Annotated in this window: 19 protein-coding genes; 17 read left to right on the top strand and 2 right to left on the bottom strand. The window is 34.5% G+C overall.

Annotated elements, in window-relative coordinates:
- From AC1Q5Z_RS15515 to AC1Q5Z_RS15525, 3 genes are all read left to right on the top strand, one after another.
- Nucleotides 1-1032 carry a glycoside hydrolase family 53 protein gene (locus AC1Q5Z_RS15515; RefSeq protein WP_492445773.1) on the top strand — a complete coding sequence of 344 codons (1032 nt, stop codon included), beginning with the start codon at nt 1-3 and terminating at the stop codon, nt 1030-1032.
- Between the two features lie 80 nt (nt 1033-1112).
- A complete protein-coding gene (locus tag AC1Q5Z_RS15520) occupies nt 1113-3551 on the top strand; it encodes a DUF4982 domain-containing protein (protein ID WP_492445775.1) in 2439 nt (812 codons plus the stop codon).
- A 386-nt stretch (nt 3552-3937) separates the two neighbouring features.
- Nucleotides 3938-4594, top strand: a complete 657-nt coding sequence (locus tag AC1Q5Z_RS15525; RefSeq protein WP_488754675.1) for an outer membrane beta-barrel protein — start codon at nt 3938-3940, stop codon at nt 4592-4594.
- 77 nt (nt 4595-4671) lie between these two features.
- On the opposite strand, the gene AC1Q5Z_RS15530 is transcribed toward AC1Q5Z_RS15525, so the two are convergent.
- Nucleotides 4672-5265, bottom strand: a complete 594-nt coding sequence (locus AC1Q5Z_RS15530) for an NAD(P)-binding domain-containing protein (RefSeq protein WP_492445777.1) — start codon at nt 5263-5265, stop codon at nt 4672-4674.
- Nucleotides 5266-5864: 599 nt separating this feature from the next.
- Here AC1Q5Z_RS15530 and AC1Q5Z_RS15535 point away from each other — a divergent pair.
- From AC1Q5Z_RS15535 to AC1Q5Z_RS15600, 14 genes are all read left to right on the top strand, one after another.
- Nucleotides 5865-6254 (top strand): hypothetical protein, encoded by a 390-nt coding sequence (locus AC1Q5Z_RS15535; RefSeq protein ID WP_343586970.1) that lies wholly within the window; start codon nt 5865-5867, stop codon nt 6252-6254.
- A gap of 336 nt (nt 6255-6590) precedes the next feature.
- A complete protein-coding gene (gene ureA / locus AC1Q5Z_RS15540) occupies nt 6591-6893 on the top strand; it encodes an urease subunit gamma (RefSeq protein WP_111376010.1) in 303 nt (100 codons plus the stop codon).
- 18 nt (nt 6894-6911) lie between these two features.
- Nucleotides 6912-7283: an urease subunit beta gene (gene ureB / locus AC1Q5Z_RS15545; RefSeq protein WP_492445780.1), complete on the top strand. Its 372-nt coding sequence runs from the start codon at nt 6912-6914 to the stop codon at nt 7281-7283.
- The gene (gene ureC, locus AC1Q5Z_RS15550; protein ID WP_492445781.1) at nt 7280-9001 is read left to right on the top strand and encodes an urease subunit alpha; all 1722 of its coding nucleotides are present in this window, start codon (nt 7280-7282) and stop codon (nt 8999-9001) included. Before ureB ends, ureC begins: the two co-directional genes overlap by 4 nt.
- Before the next feature lie 78 nt (nt 9002-9079).
- Complete coding sequence (locus AC1Q5Z_RS15555) at nt 9080-9667, top strand: hypothetical protein (protein ID WP_492445783.1); 588 nt, start codon at nt 9080-9082, stop codon at nt 9665-9667.
- Complete coding sequence (ureE, locus tag AC1Q5Z_RS15560) at nt 9667-10170, top strand: urease accessory protein UreE (RefSeq protein WP_492445785.1); 504 nt, start codon at nt 9667-9669, stop codon at nt 10168-10170. The genes AC1Q5Z_RS15555 and ureE overlap by 1 nt, the downstream gene beginning before the upstream one ends.
- A 1-nt stretch (nt 10171) precedes the next feature.
- Nucleotides 10172-10861 (top strand): urease accessory protein UreF, encoded by a 690-nt coding sequence (locus AC1Q5Z_RS15565; protein WP_492445809.1) that lies wholly within the window; start codon nt 10172-10174, stop codon nt 10859-10861.
- A gap of 41 nt (nt 10862-10902) precedes the next feature.
- Nucleotides 10903-11541 (top strand): urease accessory protein UreG, encoded by a 639-nt coding sequence (ureG, locus tag AC1Q5Z_RS15570; RefSeq protein ID WP_144213159.1) that lies wholly within the window; start codon nt 10903-10905, stop codon nt 11539-11541.
- Between the two features lie 4 nt (nt 11542-11545).
- Nucleotides 11546-12343, top strand: coding sequence for an urease accessory protein UreD (locus AC1Q5Z_RS15575; RefSeq protein ID WP_343586959.1), 798 nt, complete (start codon nt 11546-11548; stop codon nt 12341-12343).
- Nucleotides 12344-12350: 7 nt separating this feature from the next.
- The gene (locus AC1Q5Z_RS15580; protein WP_343586956.1) at nt 12351-13049 is read left to right on the top strand and encodes a hypothetical protein; all 699 of its coding nucleotides are present in this window, start codon (nt 12351-12353) and stop codon (nt 13047-13049) included.
- Nucleotides 13050-13082: 33 nt separating this feature from the next.
- A complete protein-coding gene (locus AC1Q5Z_RS15585; protein WP_492445788.1) occupies nt 13083-13967 on the top strand; it encodes an urea transporter in 885 nt (294 codons plus the stop codon).
- 5 nt (nt 13968-13972) lie between these two features.
- On the top strand, nt 13973-16030 hold the full coding sequence (locus AC1Q5Z_RS15590) for a TonB-dependent receptor (protein WP_492445790.1): 2058 nt from the start codon (nt 13973-13975) through the stop codon (nt 16028-16030).
- Between the two features lie 12 nt (nt 16031-16042).
- Complete coding sequence (locus AC1Q5Z_RS15595) at nt 16043-16849, top strand: DUF2490 domain-containing protein (RefSeq protein ID WP_492445791.1); 807 nt, start codon at nt 16043-16045, stop codon at nt 16847-16849.
- 62 nt (nt 16850-16911) lie between these two features.
- Entirely contained in the window at nt 16912-18138 is a 1227-nt protein-coding gene (locus AC1Q5Z_RS15600) for a RidA family protein (RefSeq protein WP_492445792.1), read from the top strand.
- Between the two features lie 119 nt (nt 18139-18257).
- On the opposite strand, the gene AC1Q5Z_RS15605 is transcribed toward AC1Q5Z_RS15600, so the two are convergent.
- Nucleotides 18258-19142 (bottom strand): helix-turn-helix domain-containing protein, encoded by an 885-nt coding sequence (locus AC1Q5Z_RS15605; RefSeq protein ID WP_492445794.1) that lies wholly within the window; start codon nt 19140-19142, stop codon nt 18258-18260.
- Between the last annotated feature and the right edge of the window lie 788 nt (nt 19143-19930).

Raw genomic sequence — 19930 nt, forward strand, 5'->3', positions numbered from 1 at the left:
ATGAAAAAATCACTTAAAATTATTTCTTTTTTAATTACCACTGCTCTTTTATTTTCTTCATGTAAGTCTAAAATGGCAAGTGAAAAAGATTCTTTTTCGAAAGGAGCAGATGTAGGCTGGCTTCCGCAAATGGAAGCAACAGGCTATAAATTTTATGATGCAGACGGTTCTCAAAAAGACTGTCTGCAGTTACTAAAAGAACGCGGAATAAACACAATCAGGCTGCGCGTTTGGGTTAATCCAAATGATGATAAAGCTAGTGGACACTGTAGTCCAGAAGAAACGGTTGTTATGGCTGTGCGCGCAAAGAAAATGGGAATGCGTATCATGATCGATTTTCATTACAGCGATTCATGGGCAGATCCTGGAAAACAAAATAAACCTGCCGCATGGGCAAAACACTCTTTTCCAGAATTGTTGACAGATGTTTATCAGCATACTTATGATGTTTTAAAAATGCTTAAAAAAGCTAGCGTAACTCCAGAATGGGTTCAGGTTGGAAATGAAATACCAGGAGGTATGCTTTGGCCAGAAGGAAGCACAGACAACTTTAGTCAATTGGCACAATTGCTTAATAAAGGATACGAAGCGACAAAAGCTGTCGATCCGAAAATGAAGGTAATTGTTCATTTGGATGAAGGAAATAAAAACGAAAAATTTAGATGGTTTTTTGATAAAGCAACCGAGAATAATGTAAAATATGATGTAATTGGTCTATCGTATTATCCGTTTTGGCTAAAAACCGATTATAAAGAAAATATTTCAGATTTAGAAAATAACCTAAAAGACATGGCTTCTCGTTACAACAAAGATGTTATGGTAGTTGAAGTTGGAGGAGATTATACATTAGAAGAAAACACCAGAGAAATGCTTGAAGCTACTATAAAAGCTGTAAAAAGTGTACCTAATAATAAAGGTTTAGGCGTTATTTATTGGGAACCACAAGGAGAAAAAAGTTGGAGTGGATATCAACTAAACGCTTGGTTGCCAGACGGAAAACCATCATCTGCATTGGATGCTTTCAAAAATTAAATAAATAATTAAAATTTTACGATTAAGCAATTTAAGCCTTTTAGGTTTAATTGCTTAATGGTAAGAGAATAGATAGAAAAATGAAACTAATTTTTAAATCAACATTATTCTTATTTCTACTCGTTTTTTCGCAAGAAAAAATGATGTCACAATCAACTACTGTTATTTTAAAGGACAACTGGCGTTTTTCTAAAGAAGTAAAAGGGGATGCTTTTTCGACAGATTATGACGCGTCTAAATGGGAAAAAGTTAGTGTGCCTCATGATTGGGCTATTTATGGACCTTTTGATAAAAAATGGGACATTCAGACTGGAATTATTGAACAAAATGGAGAAAAAGAAGCAACTGAAAAAACAGGAAGAACGGGATCATTGCCACATATAGGAACGGGTTGGTATCGTAATATATTTTCTATTCCAGAATTCAGAAAAGGAAAAAAAGCGCTTCTTGTTTTTGAAGGAGCAATGAGCGAGCCTCAAGTTTTTTTAAATGGAAAAAAAATAGCAAACTGGGGGTATGGATATAGTTACTTTTTTATTGATATTACTAATGATCTTATTGCAGGTTCAGAAAATGTATTGGCTGTAAAATTAACTAACGAACCTTTTTCTTCAAGATGGTATCCTGGGGCTGGCCTTTACAGAAAAGTTAGTATTGTTGTAAAAGAGGATGAGAGTTTTGCGCAGTGGGGAACTTTTATAACGACTCCAGATACGAAAGATAATAATGCTATTGTTGATATTAAAGCAGAGTTTCATGGCAGCAATGTTTCAATGGTAACTGAAATAAAGGATGCAAAGAATAAGGTTGTAGCAACACAAAAAAGCACAGAAACGGAAGATGGAAAATTTCACCAAACAATTTCAGTTGGCAATCCTCATTTATGGAGTCCCGAAACACCTTATTTATATACCGCAGTAACCAAATTATTTGCAGCTGATGGTAGCTTAAAAGATGAGCAAAATATAAAATTTGGTATTCGCTATATTAAATACGAATCTAACAAAGGATTTAGTCTTAATGGTAAAGTGACGAAATTTAAAGGAGTTTGTCTACATCATGATTTAGGGCCGCTTGGTGTGGCTGTTAATAAAGCAGCACTTAAAAGACAGTTAACGATTCTTAAAGATTTAGGATGTAACGCGATAAGAAGTTCTCATAATATGCCTTCTTTCGAGCAATTAGAATTGGCTGATGAAATGGGTTTTATGTTTCTTGCAGAAAGTTTTGACGAATGGGCAAAGCCAAAAGTAGAAAACGGATATCATCGTTTTTTTGAAGAATATGCAGAAAAAGATATTGTAAATTTAGTTAGAGCTACACGTAATCATCCTTGTATCGTAATGTGGAGTTCAGGAAACGAAGTTCCAGATCAATACGGGGCAGAAGGTCTAACCAGAGCTAAATTTTTACAAGATGTTTTTCATAGAGAAGATCCAACACGTCCTGTTACAGTTGGAATGGATCAAGTAAAGCAAACTATGGCTTCTGGTTTTGGATCTCTTTTGGATATTCCGGGATTAAATTATAGAGTTCATCTTTACGAAGAAGCTTATAAAGCATTTCCGCAGGGATTCATTTTAGGTTCAGAAACAGCTTCTACAGTAAGTTCAAGAGGAATTTATAAATTTCCTGTTGTACAAGAAAAAAACAAACAATATGATGACTTGCAATGTTCGTCTTATGATTTAGAAGCTTGCAGTTGGTCAAATGTACCTGATGATGATTTTGTGCTTCAAGACGACAAACCATGGGTTATTGGAGAGTTTGTTTGGACAGGATTTGATTATTTAGGAGAACCTACACCTTACGATGAAAAATGGCCCTCAAGAAGTTCTTATTTCGGAATTTCTGATTTGGCAGGATTGCCAAAAGATCGTTTTTATCTTTATAGAAGCAGATGGAATACTAAAGATAACACGCTCCACATATTGCCACATTGGAATTGGAAAGGTAGAGAAGGAGAAATTACTCCAGTTTTCGTTTATACAAATTATGACAGTGCAGAACTTTTTGTAAACGGAAAAAGTATGGGAATTCAGAAAAAGAATAATGCAACTCCTCAAAACCGTTACCGTTTGATGTGGAATGATGTTAAATATGAGCCTGGAACTGTAAAAGTTGTTGCATTCGATTCAAATGGTAAAATAGCTGCAGAAAGCACAATTAAAACTGCGGGAGATCCTTATAAAATTGTTCTTGATGCAGATCAAAAAACGATTAAAGCGGATGGCGAGGATATATCTTTTGTAACGGTTTCGGTAGTAGATAAAAACGGAATTCCATGTCCTACAGCAGATAATGAACTGCAATTTAAAGTAACTGGTGCTGCAACTTATCGAGCTGCATGTAATGGTGCTGCAACATCTTTAGAAATATTTCATGAGAATCATATGAAGCTTTTCAGTGGTAAACTTGTTGTACTTGTTAAATCAATCAAAACAGCAGGCAAGATTCAGTTAGAAGTAAAAGGAAATGGACTACAAACAGGAAAAATTAACTTAAAGGCAGAACTTTAATAACAAATAATATATTTTTTAGTAAACCAAATTAAGCACCATGTCACACATAAAAAAAGCCACAAATTCATTTGTGGCTTTTTTTATGTGTATAGAGTGAAATTTAATTTAGCAAAAAACAGGTAATTTTTTTTATTTTTTAGTTAACCAGTTGATATATAGAGAATAAGAAAATGGTTTCATTTTATAATTTGCAACATGATTACCTGCATTTATTTATGGTAAAATGTTTTTGTGAGATAACTTTGGCCCAGTCAAATTAATCATAAATTTTATAATGCGTTTTTTTCCTCTGTACAACCGAAGCCATAAAAAACAGAAATATTTTAATTAAGATAAAGGCTCGGAAAAAATAAATCACTTATTATGAATCTAAATTAAAAATTATGAAAAAGTATCATTTATTAATTGTTGTTTTTTTCTTGTCACTGGCGATGTCAGCACAAAGCGCTCAGTCATTTTTGCTTAATTTATATGGAGGCTATACCTTTTCGGATAAGGTAGATTTTGATTCCTCTTATGCACGAGTAGAAGATGGTTTTGAATATGGTATAGGTTTAGAATATTTTATAATGGATAATGCCTCAATAGAATTAAAATATAATAGACTAGATTCAAGAATGCCTTTATATACAAAAGTTACTTTAACTAATGGCGGTAACACTATTCCTGCAGGAACTCAACTTAATGCTGGCGACGATAAGGGAGCTATTAATTACATTCTAGCAGATTACACGTATTATTTTGGTTCAAGTTCACAAAAAGCTCTTCCATTTCTTGGTGCGGGCGCAGGGGTCGCAATTCTTGAAACGCCAAGGAGCGGCAGCGGAACATATTTTGCGTGGGAAATTAAAGCAGGTGTAAAAGTAAAAACGAGTTCACCATTATCTGTTAATCTTCATGCATATCTGCAATCAATGTCGGCAGCTGTTGGATATGATTACTATTGGGACTATTATTGGGGGCCAGTAGCAGTTACAGATTATGCTTCGACATTTCAATTTGGACTTGGTGCTGTACTTAGCTACGATTTCAGTAAATAGTAATTGTCACGATAAAATTGCTAATAAAAAAGCCTGAGCATTCTCAGGCTTTTTTATTGTGATGATTATATAATGTACTATGAGAGCTTATGCCAGTGATTTATTAAAGTATTGTTTTCTTTGATTAAAGCAGATTGAAGTTTCAGCTTTACAGAAAGATCGATAGGCTGAAATTCTAAATTATTTAAAAAAGTTTTGATTTTGTTTTTTGATAGCTCATTTTCGCCAGCGAAATAAATATCATCTTTCTTTTCGGTCAAAAGAGCCGTTTTTCTTTGATTTAGCACGACAGGATTAAATAGTTTTACCACATTAGCATCAGGAAGGAGTGAAGCGGTGATTTGGTAAGTAAGAGAGCTGGTAACACTAGACACCAAAAGTTTTGGATTAAAAATAAGTCCGCTCGTATGCAGTATGATTTTTCCAGACATATCTGGCAACTTGCTAATAGTATGTTCTAGACTTTCTCTCGGAACAAAAAGTATAGTGATATCAGTTGAAGCAGCTTCCTCCAATGAAACAAGTTTTGCACCTTTTATGGTTTGATTTACTGTTTCTTGAATTAATGAATTGCCACGAGGATGATTTATGAGTACTTCATAGCCAGTAGATGTTGCTCTTTGAGCCAGTTCTAACGTCAGGCTTCCAATGCCAATGATTCCTATTTTCATACTTTTTTGATTTTTTCTGTATTGTTGCCAATTCAGAAGGTTAGATTAAAGATATGGTAAGATTCTGATTTACAGTAAGGTATTTTTACCTGTTTTTAGATTTTGTCTTGCATTATCTGTTTTTTTAGCCAACTGAATTGATGAATCATCAGGATTGTTCTAAATCTCCATTAATATGCCTAAACTTTCTGATCTGTTTTTCTTTTAAATTTTTCATTTTCAAAGTATTAAGTTCGAATAAAAGTGAATACTAAAAAATGAAGACATGCCTTTGGTTTAAGTATTTGACTAATTAAGTGTCGCTTCTAAAAGTTAAATTTACGGAAATTTCTTAAAAAATAAGCACAAGATTTAGAATTTAGAATACAAAATATCTAGTTATCCATGCGATATTCTAAATAGTAAACATTTGGGATTAGGAATGACGCAATGTTACGAAGAGTTTCATAAGTTAGATCAAACATGTGAAAATCGTGTTAAAATTCTCTTATCTGCAATTTTGGAAAAGAAAAGTCAAGATTTGTGCTACTCAATTGTGTTTTAACTCCACTAATTTTGCGTCTATAAGGAACAATTCTCTAATAATTGAAATCTTCTCGATGAAGTTAGCTTACATTTTATTCTTACAAATTTGCCTCTTAACTATTTCTAATAGTTATAGCAATTGCATTGTAAAGAAAGCATACAATGATACAGCGACTGAATCAGTAAAAACAGTAACTCCAAATAAGATTATTGTAAATAAAGCGCTTTCAGATTCTGATGAGCTAAAATTTGTTTTACTGGAGAATACTTCTGAAACGGAAAAATACAGCAGTTCTTTGCCTGCTTCTCCGTTTAATTTAAATTTCAAGAATTTAAAGGATGACTGTTTTGTTTATATAGAAAATATAAAATTGAACAGTCAGGGATTATGTGAACGAAACATAATTCCTTTTAGAAATATGTCACGAAATATCCTATTTCATAGCCTGAAAATCCACATTTAACTCTTTCTTACTAGCTGCTTAATTAAAATTTAGCACGTTATATTCATGGTAAAGCACAGATTTTTATCATGAGAGGAAAAGCATGCCTATATTTTAACACAAAAATGAAAAGACACTTAATCCCACAAGCAGTCATTACATTTTGCAGCAAATAAGACAGGCGCAGATCCTCCTAAAAAAAGATACCACTAGATTTGTCCAAGTAGAATCCTATTTGAAATGGCAGTTATTGCCATGACTTTAATCCATTTTTATCCATCTAAAGAAATCATTATTGATCTAAAAAAAGAGATCAGTTATGCGGGTCTCTATATTCATAACCCAAAATATTTTATTATGCACTTAACACCAAGAGAAGTTGAGAAGCTAATGCTGCATGCAGCTGGCGAACTAGCTCAAAAAAGAAAAGCCCGTGGCTTAAAATTAAATTATCCTGAAACGATTGCTCTTATCAGCAGTGAACTGATGGAGCGTGCACGAGACGGCAAAACAGTAGCCGAATTGATGCAGTACGGCGCGACACTGCTTCGTAAAGAAGATGTAATGGAGGGCGTTGCAGAAATGATTCATGATATACAGATTGAAGCAACATTTCCTGATGGTACCAAATTAGTAACAGTGCACAATCCTGTGCGATAAACTTAAAAAATATTAGCGATGATTCCAGGAGAAATTATATTAAAAGACAGTCCTATTATTTGTAATGATAGCCGTGAAACGTTAAATATAAAAGTTACCAATACTGGAGACAGACCAATCCAGGTAGGTTCACATTTTCACTTTTTTGAAGTGAATAGAATGATGTCCTTTGACAGAGAAAAAGCATTCGGAATGCGATTAAACATTATTGCCAGTACAGCAGTGAGATTTGAGCCAGGAGAAGAGAAAGAAGTTGAATTGACTCAGTTTGGCGGAAACCAGCGACTTTTTGGACACAACAACTTAGTAGATGGAGACTTATCTCCGCATAACAAAGCTGTTGCATTAGAACGTTTAAAAGAAGGCGAATTTAAAAATGTGAAATCATGAGTTTAGAAGTAACTAGAAAAAATTATACAAGTATTTTTGGTCCAACAGTAGGAGATCAAATACGTTTAGGAGATACAAATCTTATTATAGAAATTGAAAAAGATTTTTGCTCTTACGGAGATGAAGCAAAATTTGGAGGAGGAAAAACTGTTAGAGACGGGATGTGTCAATCTTCAACTGCTTTGCGTGATGAAGGTGTTCTCGATTTTGTAATTACTGGTGCTACAATTATTGACCACTGGGGAATTGTAAAAGGGGATATTGGTATTAAAGATGGAAAAATTGTTGGTGTTGGTAGAGCGGGAAATCCAGATACTATGGACAATATCACTCCTGGTATGATTATCGGAGCTTCAACAGAAGTTCACGGTGGACATGGATATATCGTGACGGCTGGGGGAATTGATACGCATATACACTTTATCAGCCCTACTCAAATAGAAACAGCTTTGTATAGTGGAGTTACTACCATGATTGGTGGTGGAACTGGCCCTGCTGACGGAACAAATGCAACAACTGTAACACCGGGAAAACATAACATTAAAAGAATGTTGCAAGCAGCAGAAGCATTTCCTGTAAATGTTGGTTTCTTCGGAAAAGGAAATGTGGCTACAGGAGCGCCAATTGAAGAACAAATTGAAGCAGGAGCATTGGGAGTAAAAATCCATGAAGATTGGGGAGCAACTCCTGCCGTGATAGATGCTTCTCTAAAAGCAGCAGACAAGTATGATGTACAAGTAGCAATTCACACCGATACGCTTAACGAAGCAGGATTTCTTGAAGATACTATGAATGCTATCGCAGGACGTGTTATCCATACTTTCCACACCGAAGGAGCAGGTGGAGGTCACGCACCAGATATTATCAAGGCGGCAATGTATCCAAATGTATTGCCAGCATCTACAAACCCAACGAGACCGTATACAACAAATACTATCGATGAACATTTGGATATGTTAATGGTTTGTCATCACTTAAGTCCAAAAATCCCAGAAGATGTGGCTTTTGCAGATTCACGTATTCGCCCTGAAACTATTGCGGCAGAAGATGTGCTTCAAGATATGGGAGTTTTCAGTATCATGAGTTCTGATTCTCAAGCTATGGGACGTGTAGGAGAGGTAATTACTCGTACATGGCAAACAGCCGATAAGATGAAGAAACAGAAAGGATATTTGGCTGAAGATGGAGCAAACAAAAACGACAACTATCGCGCAAAAAGATATGTGTCTAAATATACAATCAATCCTGCAATTGCACACGGAATTTCTAATTATGTTGGGTCAATAGAAGCAGGCAAAATTGCTGACTTGGTAATTTGGAAACCTTCATTATTTGGAGTGAAGCCAGAAATTATCGTAAAAGGAGGTTTTATTGCCGCAAGCAAAATGGGGGATGCTAATGCTTCTATTCCAACACCGCAGCCTATCATTATGCGTAATATGTTTGGAACGTACGGAAAAGCATTGACCAAAACGGTTTTCACCTTTGTTTCTCAAGCTGGTATCGACAATAATATTGCCGAAGAATATGGTTTGGAAAAGAAATTGTTAGCAGTTTCAAACTGCAGAAACATTGGCAAGGCTGATATGATTCATAACAACGCAACTCCAGAAATTATGGTAAATGCTGAAAACTATACCGTGACAATCGATGGAGAAAAAATCACTTGCGAACCTGTGGATAAACTTCCATTAGCACAATTATACTACTTGTTTTAATTAATAACTGTTATTCTACTTCTTACTGCGGCAATTTATCTTGTTGCAGTAAGATTAGATAAAAACAAAAAAGAATTTATGAATAGTTGGAAAATTAATTTGGGTTTAATTCTTCTCTTAGTATGTACGTCTTTAACAACGGTTCATGCACAGAAAGGATCTTTAATGCTTTATGGTTCTTTAACCTATAGAGACAATAATAATACGGGTAGCAGTTTTGGTGCAAATCCAATCGGAGTAGGATATTTTTTTAATGATCACGTTGTTGCAGGGATGAATTTTGCTTTTGATCAAGAGAAAAACGCAGCAGGAAATCTTACCGATTCTAAACATGAAATTGGTCCTTTTTACAGTGACTCTTGGAATATTGGAGATCATTTTGCCATCATCGCTCAGGCAGACGCACATTATGTATGGGGAAATACGCTTATGAATACTCCAGGGTCTTATAGCTATAATGGTTATCTAGGAAGAATCTATCCAATTGTAGCCGTACTTCTTGGTCATGGATGGGCACTAAAAGCCAAATTCTGTGAATTATCATATGAAAATACTACAGGAAATGATGCAAATAAAACGAGTAATCGAACATTTGTTGCCGGAATAAATGGATCAACATTCGGATTAGGAGTTTCAAAAAACATTTCCCTTAAAAAATCGAAATAATGATTATACAACAGACAATAGGTAATACAAAAACACATTCAATTGAAGGTCTTGAGATCGATCTTCTCGAAATTGAGTGGTTTGAAACTACTAAGAGAATTCAGCGCAAGCGAACAAATTCAGGAGTTGAAATTGCGATTAAGTTTATTCAGGAAGGACAACGATTGAATCAAGATGACATTCTTTTTCAAGATGATAAAAAAGCGATTGTTGTAAATATTAAACCTTGTGAAGCGATTGTAATGACACCTTCGTCTTTATTAGAAATGGGAACCATTTGCTATGAAATTGGAAACAAACATCTTCCATTATTCATTCAAAATGATCAGATCATGATGCCTTTTGAAATGCCAATGTTCAGATGGCTTGAAGCGAGTGGTTACAAACCCGAAAAACAGGAGATAAAGCTCTTGCATTTGCTAAAATCAAATGTAGCGCCTCATGGTCACGGAAATTCGTCTCTTTTTACAAAAATCCTAAATATGGCTTCTTCAAATGACTAATATAGAAAACACTTATTTAGGAAGCCTTCTCCATCTTGCAGATCCAACTTTGCCAATTGGAGGATATACACACTCTAATGGATTGGAAACTTACGTTCAGGATGAAGCAGTAAATTCTGTGGCTTCTGCAAAAGAGTTTGTGTCAAACATGTTAATGTATAACATTAAGTATAATGATGCATCTTTCTTAAAATTAGCTTATGTCGCTGCCGCAGAAAATGATTTAGAGACGATAATAAAATTAGATCAAGAATGCAGTGCATTAAAGAGTCCGCGGGAAATCCGTGAGGCAAGTCAGAAGTTGGGAATTCGACTAATTAAGATTTTTCGAAGACAGAAAGCCTTTGATCTCATTAGCAATTATGAACGTGCAATTGCCAATAAAGAAGCAACGGCACATTATTGTATTGCTTTTGGATTGTACGCACAGTTATTAGAAATTCCGTTAGATGAAGCTTTATTCGCATTCTATTACAATGCCGCTATCGGAATGATTACCAATTCGGTAAAGCTTGTACCTCTAGGACAATTAGATGGACAAGATGTTTTGTTCGAATTACAACCGCTGATTAAAAAATTAGCAAAAGAAACCTTAACAATCGACAGAGAACTTGTAGGTCTTTGTAGCATCGCTTTTGATATTCGATGTATGCAGCATGAGAGACTTTATTCAAGATTATACATGTCGTAGAAATAGAGAAAAGAAGAAAGAGAAAATAAAAAAATAAAGAAATGGAAACTAGAAAATATGTAAAAGTAGGAGTTGCTGGGCCTGTAGGATCAGGAAAAACAGCATTGTTAGAACGTTTAAGCCGAAAAATGCTAAACGACTATAATTTAGGAGTAATTACCAATGACATCTATACAAAAGAAGATGCTGAATTTATGGTAAAAAACAGTTTACTGCCAAAAGAAAAAATCATTGGAGTAGAAACTGGAGGATGTCCTCACACAGCGATTCGTGAAGATGCTAGTATGAATTTGGAAGCTGTAGATGAATTGGTTTCTCGCTTTCCTGATATCGAATTAATTCTAATTGAAAGTGGTGGAGATAACCTTTCAGCAACCTTTTCACCAGATTTGGCCGATGTAACAATTTTCGTAATTGACGTAGCTGAAGGAGAAAAAATCCCTCGTAAAGGCGGACCTGGCATTACAAGATCTGATTTGCTTTTGATTAATAAAATTGACTTAGCACCTTATGTTGGAGCAAGTTTAGAAGTGATGGAGAACGATGCACGTAGAATGAGAAAAGGCGCGCCATTTGTTTTCTCAAACCTTAGATCTACAGAAGGAATTGATGAAGTTATTGGCTGGATCAAGAAATATGCATTGCTGGAAGATATTGAAGAACCAAATTTAGTTCGTTAATCAAATGGTAAGTACCCTAAAAATAGAAGTAGAAGAAAGGGATGGGGAATCATTTTTAAGAGATGCATACGTGACACAGCCCTTCAGGATTATGCCTGTTGGACAGTATAAATCTGATGGAGCTTCTTATTTGATGATCATGAGTTCATCACCTGGAATTTTAAGCGGTGACGTCTATGATATACAGGTGAATGTAAAAGAAAATGCTCGTTTGCAATTGCAGTCACAATCCTATCAGCGATTGTTTAATATGGATGGGAGTGCTTCGCAGATCATGAATGTCAAAATGGAAAAAGGAACTTCTTTCTCGTATGTTCCTCATCCTGTGGTGCCTCATGAAGACTCAACATTTAAAAGTCATAATAAGATTTACATCGAAGATGATTGTGATTTGACGATAAGCGAAATTATTACCTGTGGACGTAAACACCACGGAGAAACTTTTAAGTATGCTCATTTTCAAAACCTTTTAGAGGTTTTTCATCACGATAGACTGGTTTTAAAAGACAATGTTCTATTAAGACCTGATATTATGCCTTTATCAGCTATGGGTTTACTGGAAGGCTTTACGCATCAAGGAACTTTTGTTTATTTAAACACAAGGAATGAGGATGTGAAGGAGAATATCGAATTCTTTTTTAAAGAATTGGAAGGATTGGAAAACGTAGCGTTTGGAATCAGTGAATTAGAATCAAATGGTTTTGTCATTAGAATTCTAGGACATGGAGGAGAACAAATGTTTGATTTCTTTAGAAAAGTGCAAGATGTGCTTTGGGAACAAAAAGTAGCAATACAAATTTAAGCAGATTATGGATTCAAATTTAATAGCATTATCAATTACAGCGATCAGCATCAGCTTTTTTCACACCGCTTCGGGTCCCGATCATTATTTGCCATTTATTGTTTTGTCAAGATCTCGCAAATGGAGTATGTCCAAGACAATTATGCTTACAATAGTTTGCGGTTTCGGACATATTCTGAGTTCGGTAGTTTTAGGATTCATTGGAGTTTTCTTAGGATGGCAAATCAATAAAATAACATTTTTCCAAGATTTTAGAGGCAATGTTGCAAGCTGGGCACTGCTGTTATTTGGAGCAATTTATCTTGTCTATGGAATTTGGGCTGCTTACAAAAACAAAGCGCACAAACATTTTGACGTAATGGGCGAAGATGTATTTGTGTTTTCGCATAAACATGGAGAAGTAGTTATGCCTACGAATCGAGTAAAAGTAACGCCTTTGGTTTTGTTTGCCATTTTTGTGATGGGCCCAAGCGAACCGTTAATTCCTTTGCTGTTCTATTCAGGATTGAATCGTTCTGTTGGCGAAATTTCTACAATTATTAGTGTTTTCACATTAAGCACAGTTCTAACTATGCTTGGCATGGTGCTTTTGGGAGTTTATGGATATTCTTTTTTCAAAACAGAAAAGCTCGAACGTTATACCCCAGCAATTAGTGGAGCAGTAGTTTTAGCATGTGGCGTCGGGATGGTCTTTTTAGGCTGGTAAGTCAAATAATTTTTCAATTCTAGAAATATATAAATGAAAAAAATAAAAACAATAATAGAAACTGTGCTTAAAGGCATCGGTCAAATCATGCTTCAAGAAAGCGCTTGGACAGGTTTGTTATTTTTAATAGCGATATCTTATGATTCTATCTTGATGGGAGTTGCCGCTTTTCTGAGTTCAATAATCGGTACTGCGACAGCAAAAATTTGCAATTTCAGTGACGAAAATATAAAGGCAGGTTTATACGGATTTAATGCAACGTTAGTCGGAGTAGGATTAGTTTTCTTCTTTGAAACAAGTCCGTTAATATGGTTTTTACTTGTTTTAGGATCTATACTAAGCACATTACTAATGGAATTTTCTATTCGTAAAAAGATTCCCTTTTTCACCTTTCCTTTTATTGTTATTACTGTAGTTGCAGTATTGAGTATCCAACATTTTGGATTAGCGGTTGCAAGAATTCCTGCAGTTAATGTAGAGATGAAGGAACTTGAAGATTTTGCAGTAGCAGCGCATGCCTACAGTGAAGTGATTTTTCAGGGAACTATTGCCGCAGGTTTGTTGTTTTTTATTGGGGTTTTTCTCAATAATCCCACAGCAGCTTTATACGGATTTCTAGCGGCAGTAATTGCAGCAGCAATTGCACATTTTGATCAGGATTCTGTAAAATTAATAGAAGATGGAATGTTTAGTTTCAACGCTGTTTTATGCGGAATTGCATGCAGCGGAACAAAACCAAGAGATGGATTATATGTATTGCTATCAGTAATTATAGCAACATATTTTGACATTTTTATGATGCATAACGGATGGATTACACTTACGTTTCCATTTGTTTTATCGATGTGGGTAATTGTATTCCTAAAAAAAATAGTAGGCCGTTTTGAAAATAAAACGGCAATTGTAGAAAAAAAATAATAATAATGAGAAACAAACTTTTTACAGCAATTGTAATAGTATTGTTAGCAGTGCAGAATGGATTTGCTCAAGAAGCAAATAAGCCAGAAGCAAACAAATTAGAAGTAAATAAATCAGAAGCAGATACAATGCATCTGAGTAAAATAGTGATAAACAACGTCGATTTCAGAAAAAAGATAATGAAAGTCGATTTAAAAATGTCACCAGTTAATTCCGCGCAGGATTTATTGAGAAAAGTTCCCGGACTCTTTATTGCCCAGCATGCTGGCGGAGGTAAGGCAGAACAAATATTTCTGCGCGGATTTGATAATGATCACGGAACCGACATCAGTGTGATGGCAGATGGAATGCCTGTTAATATAGTCTCACATGCGCATGGGCAAGGATATGCCGATCTGCATTTTCTGATTCCAGAAACAATCAAAGATATCGATTTTGGAAAAGGAGCTTATTATGCTGATAAAGGAGATTTTAATACCTCAGGATATGTAAATTTTAGCACATTTGACAAATTAGAGAATAATCTTTTCAAAATAGAAGGCGGTTCTTTTAATACCATGCGTGCCGTGACAATGCTCAATCTTTTAGATAAAAACAATAAAGATAAGAGTTTCTATGTAGCAGGCGAATTCAATTATACCGATGGACCGTTTGATGTCAAACAGGATTTCACACGCGTTAATTTTTTAGCGAAGTACAGCCAGTGGATTGATGAAAAACAATATATCTCTATTTTGGGATCTACTTTTACATCGAACTGGAATGCTTCGGGACAAATTCCTGAAAGAGCAGTAGAAGAAGGAATTATAAGCAGATGGGGATCTATAGATCCAACCGAAGGAGGAAGGACATCGAGAACAAATCTCGCAGTAAATTATAGGTATTTAGCCAACGAGAATGAAGAGTTTACGAGCAATTTATTTTATTCAAAATACAATTTTAATCTGTTTTCGAATTTTACTTTTTATCTGAATGATCCTGTTTATGGAGATGAGATTCAGCAAACAGATAATCGTTCTATTTATGGTTTAGAAAATAAATATATTCGAAGATTTGCATTTGAGAATAGCAATGTGACTTGGACATCAGGAGCAGGACTCCGTTTTGATGATATCAAGGATTTACAATTAAGCCATGTTTTTCAGCGTGATTTATTATTAGATAGATTATCTGATGGATCTGCTACAGAAGTCAATGTTCATGGCTACACTTCACTTGATTATAGAGTAGGGAAATGGCTCATCAATCCATCAGCGAGGTTAGACTATTTTACCTTTAGCCTACATGATCGTCTTGCTAGTTTACCTGCGGCGAAAGAAGCTTCGGCGGCTAGATTAAGTCCAAAATTGAATATTTCGTATACACAGAACCAAAATGTCCAATGGTATATTAAATCTGGTTTTGGATTTCATTCCAATGACGTCAGAGTTGTAGTAGCGCAAGATGGAAAAGACATTCTTCCGTATTCTTTTGGAAGTGATCTTGGAGTTATTCTTCGTCCAACAGCCAATATGATCATTCAGCCAGCGATTTGGCATATGTATTTGCAGCAGGAATTTGTATATGTTGGAGACGAAGCTGTAGTAGAACCATCAGGAAAAACAAGACGTTTAGGATTTGATTTGAGTTTACGTTATCAGCCAATTTCTTGGTTATATCTAGACGGAGATCTTAATTATGCTCACGCGCGTTATATTGATGAACCAAAGGGAGAAGATTATATTCCTTTAGTTCCAGCACTTACTAGCACAGGAGGTGTAGCGGTAAAACTACCTTCGGGTTTCTCGGCAAATTTAAGATACCGCTATATGGATTCGCGTCCTGCCATAGAAGACAATTCGGTAAGAACACGAGGCTATTTTGTTAATGATCTTGTCTTGGCTTATGGAAAAAGAAACTGGGAATTAAATATGCAGTTTCAAAACATCTTTAATACCAAATGGAATGAAGCGCAATTTGAAACAGAGACCAGACTTAGAGACGAGGCTAGTTCAGTATCAGAATTATGTTTTACTCCCGGAACTCCGTTCGCTGTAAAAGCAGGAATAAGCTACAAATTTTAAAACTTAGAAAATATGAAAAACGTGTCTGCAAAAAGCAAATTGCTATTGGCAGTGGTCATTTTTGTGGTCACATTTAGTAATAAATCATACGCACAGTTAAGTCCACCGGGTTTAGGAGAAGGAAAAAACGCAGCTTGGTTTGCCTTTGGAGTTAGACAGTCTTTAGATTCACTTAAACAAAAAGAATCGACAACTTATGTAGGCTATGGACTAAAGAGCAGTCCAGATGAGAATAATCCATTTTCTAAAATGGCAATTCTGGTAATCAACGAGGAAATTTCCAACCGTTATAGCAAGAACTGGGAATATTCGTATGCGCTTAGCTACAGAAGATCTAATAATTACGATTCTGAAGCACCTTATGAGGAATTGAATCCTGCAATTGAACAGGAATTTAGAGTATACGGCCGTTATTCTTATATCACAGAAGGCAATGGACTGAAATGGAAAAATACGATAAGACAAGAATTTAGGAAATTTTTCAATCCTGATTTTAGTAATACCGAAGAGAGTTTTCAGCTACGTACACGTCTTAAAACACAGCTAAGCCTAGATTTAGGAAGCACTAAAACACATCATATTATAGGAGGTGCCGAAGTTCTTTTTGCAATCAGTAAAGAAAATGAACCAGAAAAGGAATGGTCAAAATTTGATTATAAAGAAAGCCGACTCACTCTTTACTACTCACTTACTCCACATGAAATTCCATTTATTTTCGATGTAGGTTATATGTATAACCTCATTGGTAAAGGATCTGATGTTTCAGATGTGAATTATTTAGCCTTAGATGTAATTTGGAAAAATCCTTTTGGGGCATGATAAGTTAATAGCAAGACTAGTCCATAAAAAAGTAATAATTAAAACAGAAAAACAAATAAATTATGAGCGAAATTAAAAAGAACTCGAGAAACACAGAAAATGCGCCAAAAAGCCCATTTTCAACGCAAACTGTAGCGTTTTCTCATTACAACAATTTTTCGGCGCAATTGCCTATCGATCCTAAAACGGGAGAAATTGTTAGTGACGATATTAAAGAGCAGGCAAAACAATGCTTGACAAATATTCAAGCAATTGTAGAAAGTATTGGCCATGTTATGGATGATGCAGTAAAACTAACTGTTTTCTTAAAGAATATTTCTGATATAGAAGCAGTAGACGAAGTGTACAAAACATTCTTTAAAGGCAATCTTCCAACTCGCACAACTGTTGCCGTAGAAGCTCTGCCATTGGATGACGCCTTAATTCAGATAGATGCTCTTATTTCAAACGGAGAGGGAACAACTCCGCAAAAAGCTTTAGATCTTGTTAAAGTAACTAGAAGCACAGAAAAAGCGCCAAAGAGCATACACGCTCACAATGTAGCATTTTCTCACTATAGTAATATTTCAGCTCAATTGCCTATCGATTCGCAATCTGGTAAAATTGTTGAGGGTGGTGTAAAAGAGCAAGCAGAACAATGTTTAGAAAATATTAAAGCCATTTTAGAAAGCATTGGACATGTTATGAACGATGTGGTTAAAACTACAATTTTTCTTAAGAACATTTCAGATGCTGAAGTTGTAAACGAAGTTTTAGCAAAATTCTTCCCAAACTATGTTCCAGCTAGAACAATTGTTAGTGCTTCTGCTTTGCCAATGGATGCTTTAGTGCAGATTGATACTGCAGTCTCACATGGTGACGGAACACCTCCACAGCTTCCAGAAGATGCACGTTTTCTAGTTATTGAAGCAAATAACACAGAAAATGCACCAAAAGTTCCATATTCGCATACAGTTGCTTATTCACATTACAATCATATTGCAGGTCAATTGCCTTTGGTTCCAGAAAACAATCAAATAGTAGGCAGCGGCATTAAAGAGCAAGCAGTACAATGTTTAAACAATATCAAAGCAATTGTAGAAAGTATCGACCACAAAATGGATGACATTGTTAAAGTAAACATTCAGCTTAGAAATGTTGCAGATATTACGGCTGTAAATGAAATCTATACTTCATTTTTCAGTGGTGATTTACCAGCAAGAACCGTAATTGGAGTTTCGGTGATTCCGAAGGATGCTTTAATTCAAGTTGATGCTGTTGTTTCTAATAGTGAAGGTACACCAGCTTAATTTATAAGCTAAAATTTATATTTTTTAAGTAGAGTCTTTTTTAGACAAAAAACGCTTATAACAGGATTTTTAAACATCCTGTTTAAGCGTTTTCGTTTTTTATGAATTAACTGTAAAACCTAATATTTTAAAAACTTTGTTCTATAATCAGAAGGTGACTCTCCTGTCACTTTTTTAAACATACGCGAAAAATAAGAAGGCGATTGAAAATGCAACTCAAATGCTATTTCAGCAATTTCTTTCGAATTATCCTGTAAAAGAATCTGGCTATGCTGAATTGTAATTTCATTTATCCATTGTTTTGGGGCTTTTCCAGTAGTTTCTTTAACACATTTGTTCAAATAATTATCAGATATTTTTAAGAGATTTGAATAGAAATCGATGTTTTTATGCTGAATGTGGTTCTTTTGCACCAACTCTCTAAAATGAAAAGAGATAAAACTTGTTCGATTAAGCGATTTGTTATCGGTATTTTCGGTACGTATAATTTTTAATAATGCCGATTGAAGAAGTGCGATTGTGATTGCATCAATGTGCTCGGCTTCATTTAATTCTTCTTCCAGCAATTCGAATAAGCGAATAAGCCAATTAATTTTATTAGGATCTAAAATCGAAAAAGGCGAGCTGTAAAAGAAATTTAAATCACTTGTGCTTAAAGCAATTTCTGTAACAACCTCATTTTCATAAATAACAAAAAAACCTTCAACATCGTCTGATAATTCTAATGTAGCTGTAAAATTTCCTTGTTTAATACTCAACGCCTGATTGGCATTAATTTCAAAAACAGAAGTTTCTAATTGTTGCTTTACATATCCCTTTGTCACAAAAATCAGAAAGTTAAAAGTTGTTTGATATGGATTAACAGGTATTACAATTTTCTTTAAGTAATTCTCAATTCGATACAATTGTACGTTGGAGTTATTAAAGAGATTGTGAGTTGTTATATCTGGAAGAAAGAATTTCTTGTACTCATAATTGCTAATTAGTTTGGGATTATTTTTCATTCAAACTTGATTTTGTAACACAGATGTAAAAGCATTATATATTTGATTGTGATCTGAGATGAGTGGTTGATTTTTAAAACTAAATTATAGGACTCAAATTTAAACACTAAGTTAAGTTATATTTATCTATAATTATGATATTCTCTTTAATTATATAATAGTGTCTTCTGAGAGACTTCATCTGGTTTTGCGTTTGATAAAGTGGTTTCATTTAAAAATTATATGTATTATATATTATAAGATATAATAAAATATATTTTGGACTATTTTATTTTACAAATTGATAAAGGGATTTATGTGGTTTTAGTAATAGATACAATGAAATTTAGATTCTAATTATATTAAGAAGCATTAAGTTCAGTAATATTAAGCATTAATTTTAAAGTTGTAAAGCCTTAGCTAATTCGATTGTTTTTGCAACAGTTTTAAATTTTATTAAAAAAAGAGTGATTGTTTCATGTTTTATTGACTTAATAAGGAGTTCTGTCCTGATTTTGCCTTCATAAAAGATACTTTCTTATTAATGCTATTTTGCTTTAAATTTAAAAAGTAAGAAAAATCTTTACTAATGATGTTTTTTTTTAGAATTTAAATTATATGTTATCAGTTAGTTAAGAAAAAGTTTTAAAAAACATTGAAAATACTTTGAAAAAAAGCTTGCATAAGCGGAAAAAGGTTCTACTTTTGCATCCGCTTTGAAACACAAGCGATGAAGAAATAAAGACACGTTCGTAGACATATTGAATTGACAGCCGTTCTGGAAGAGATTTCAGAACATAAAGAATAAG

The sequence above is a fragment of the Flavobacterium sp. GW823-FHT06G12 genome, assembly GCF_058794775.1.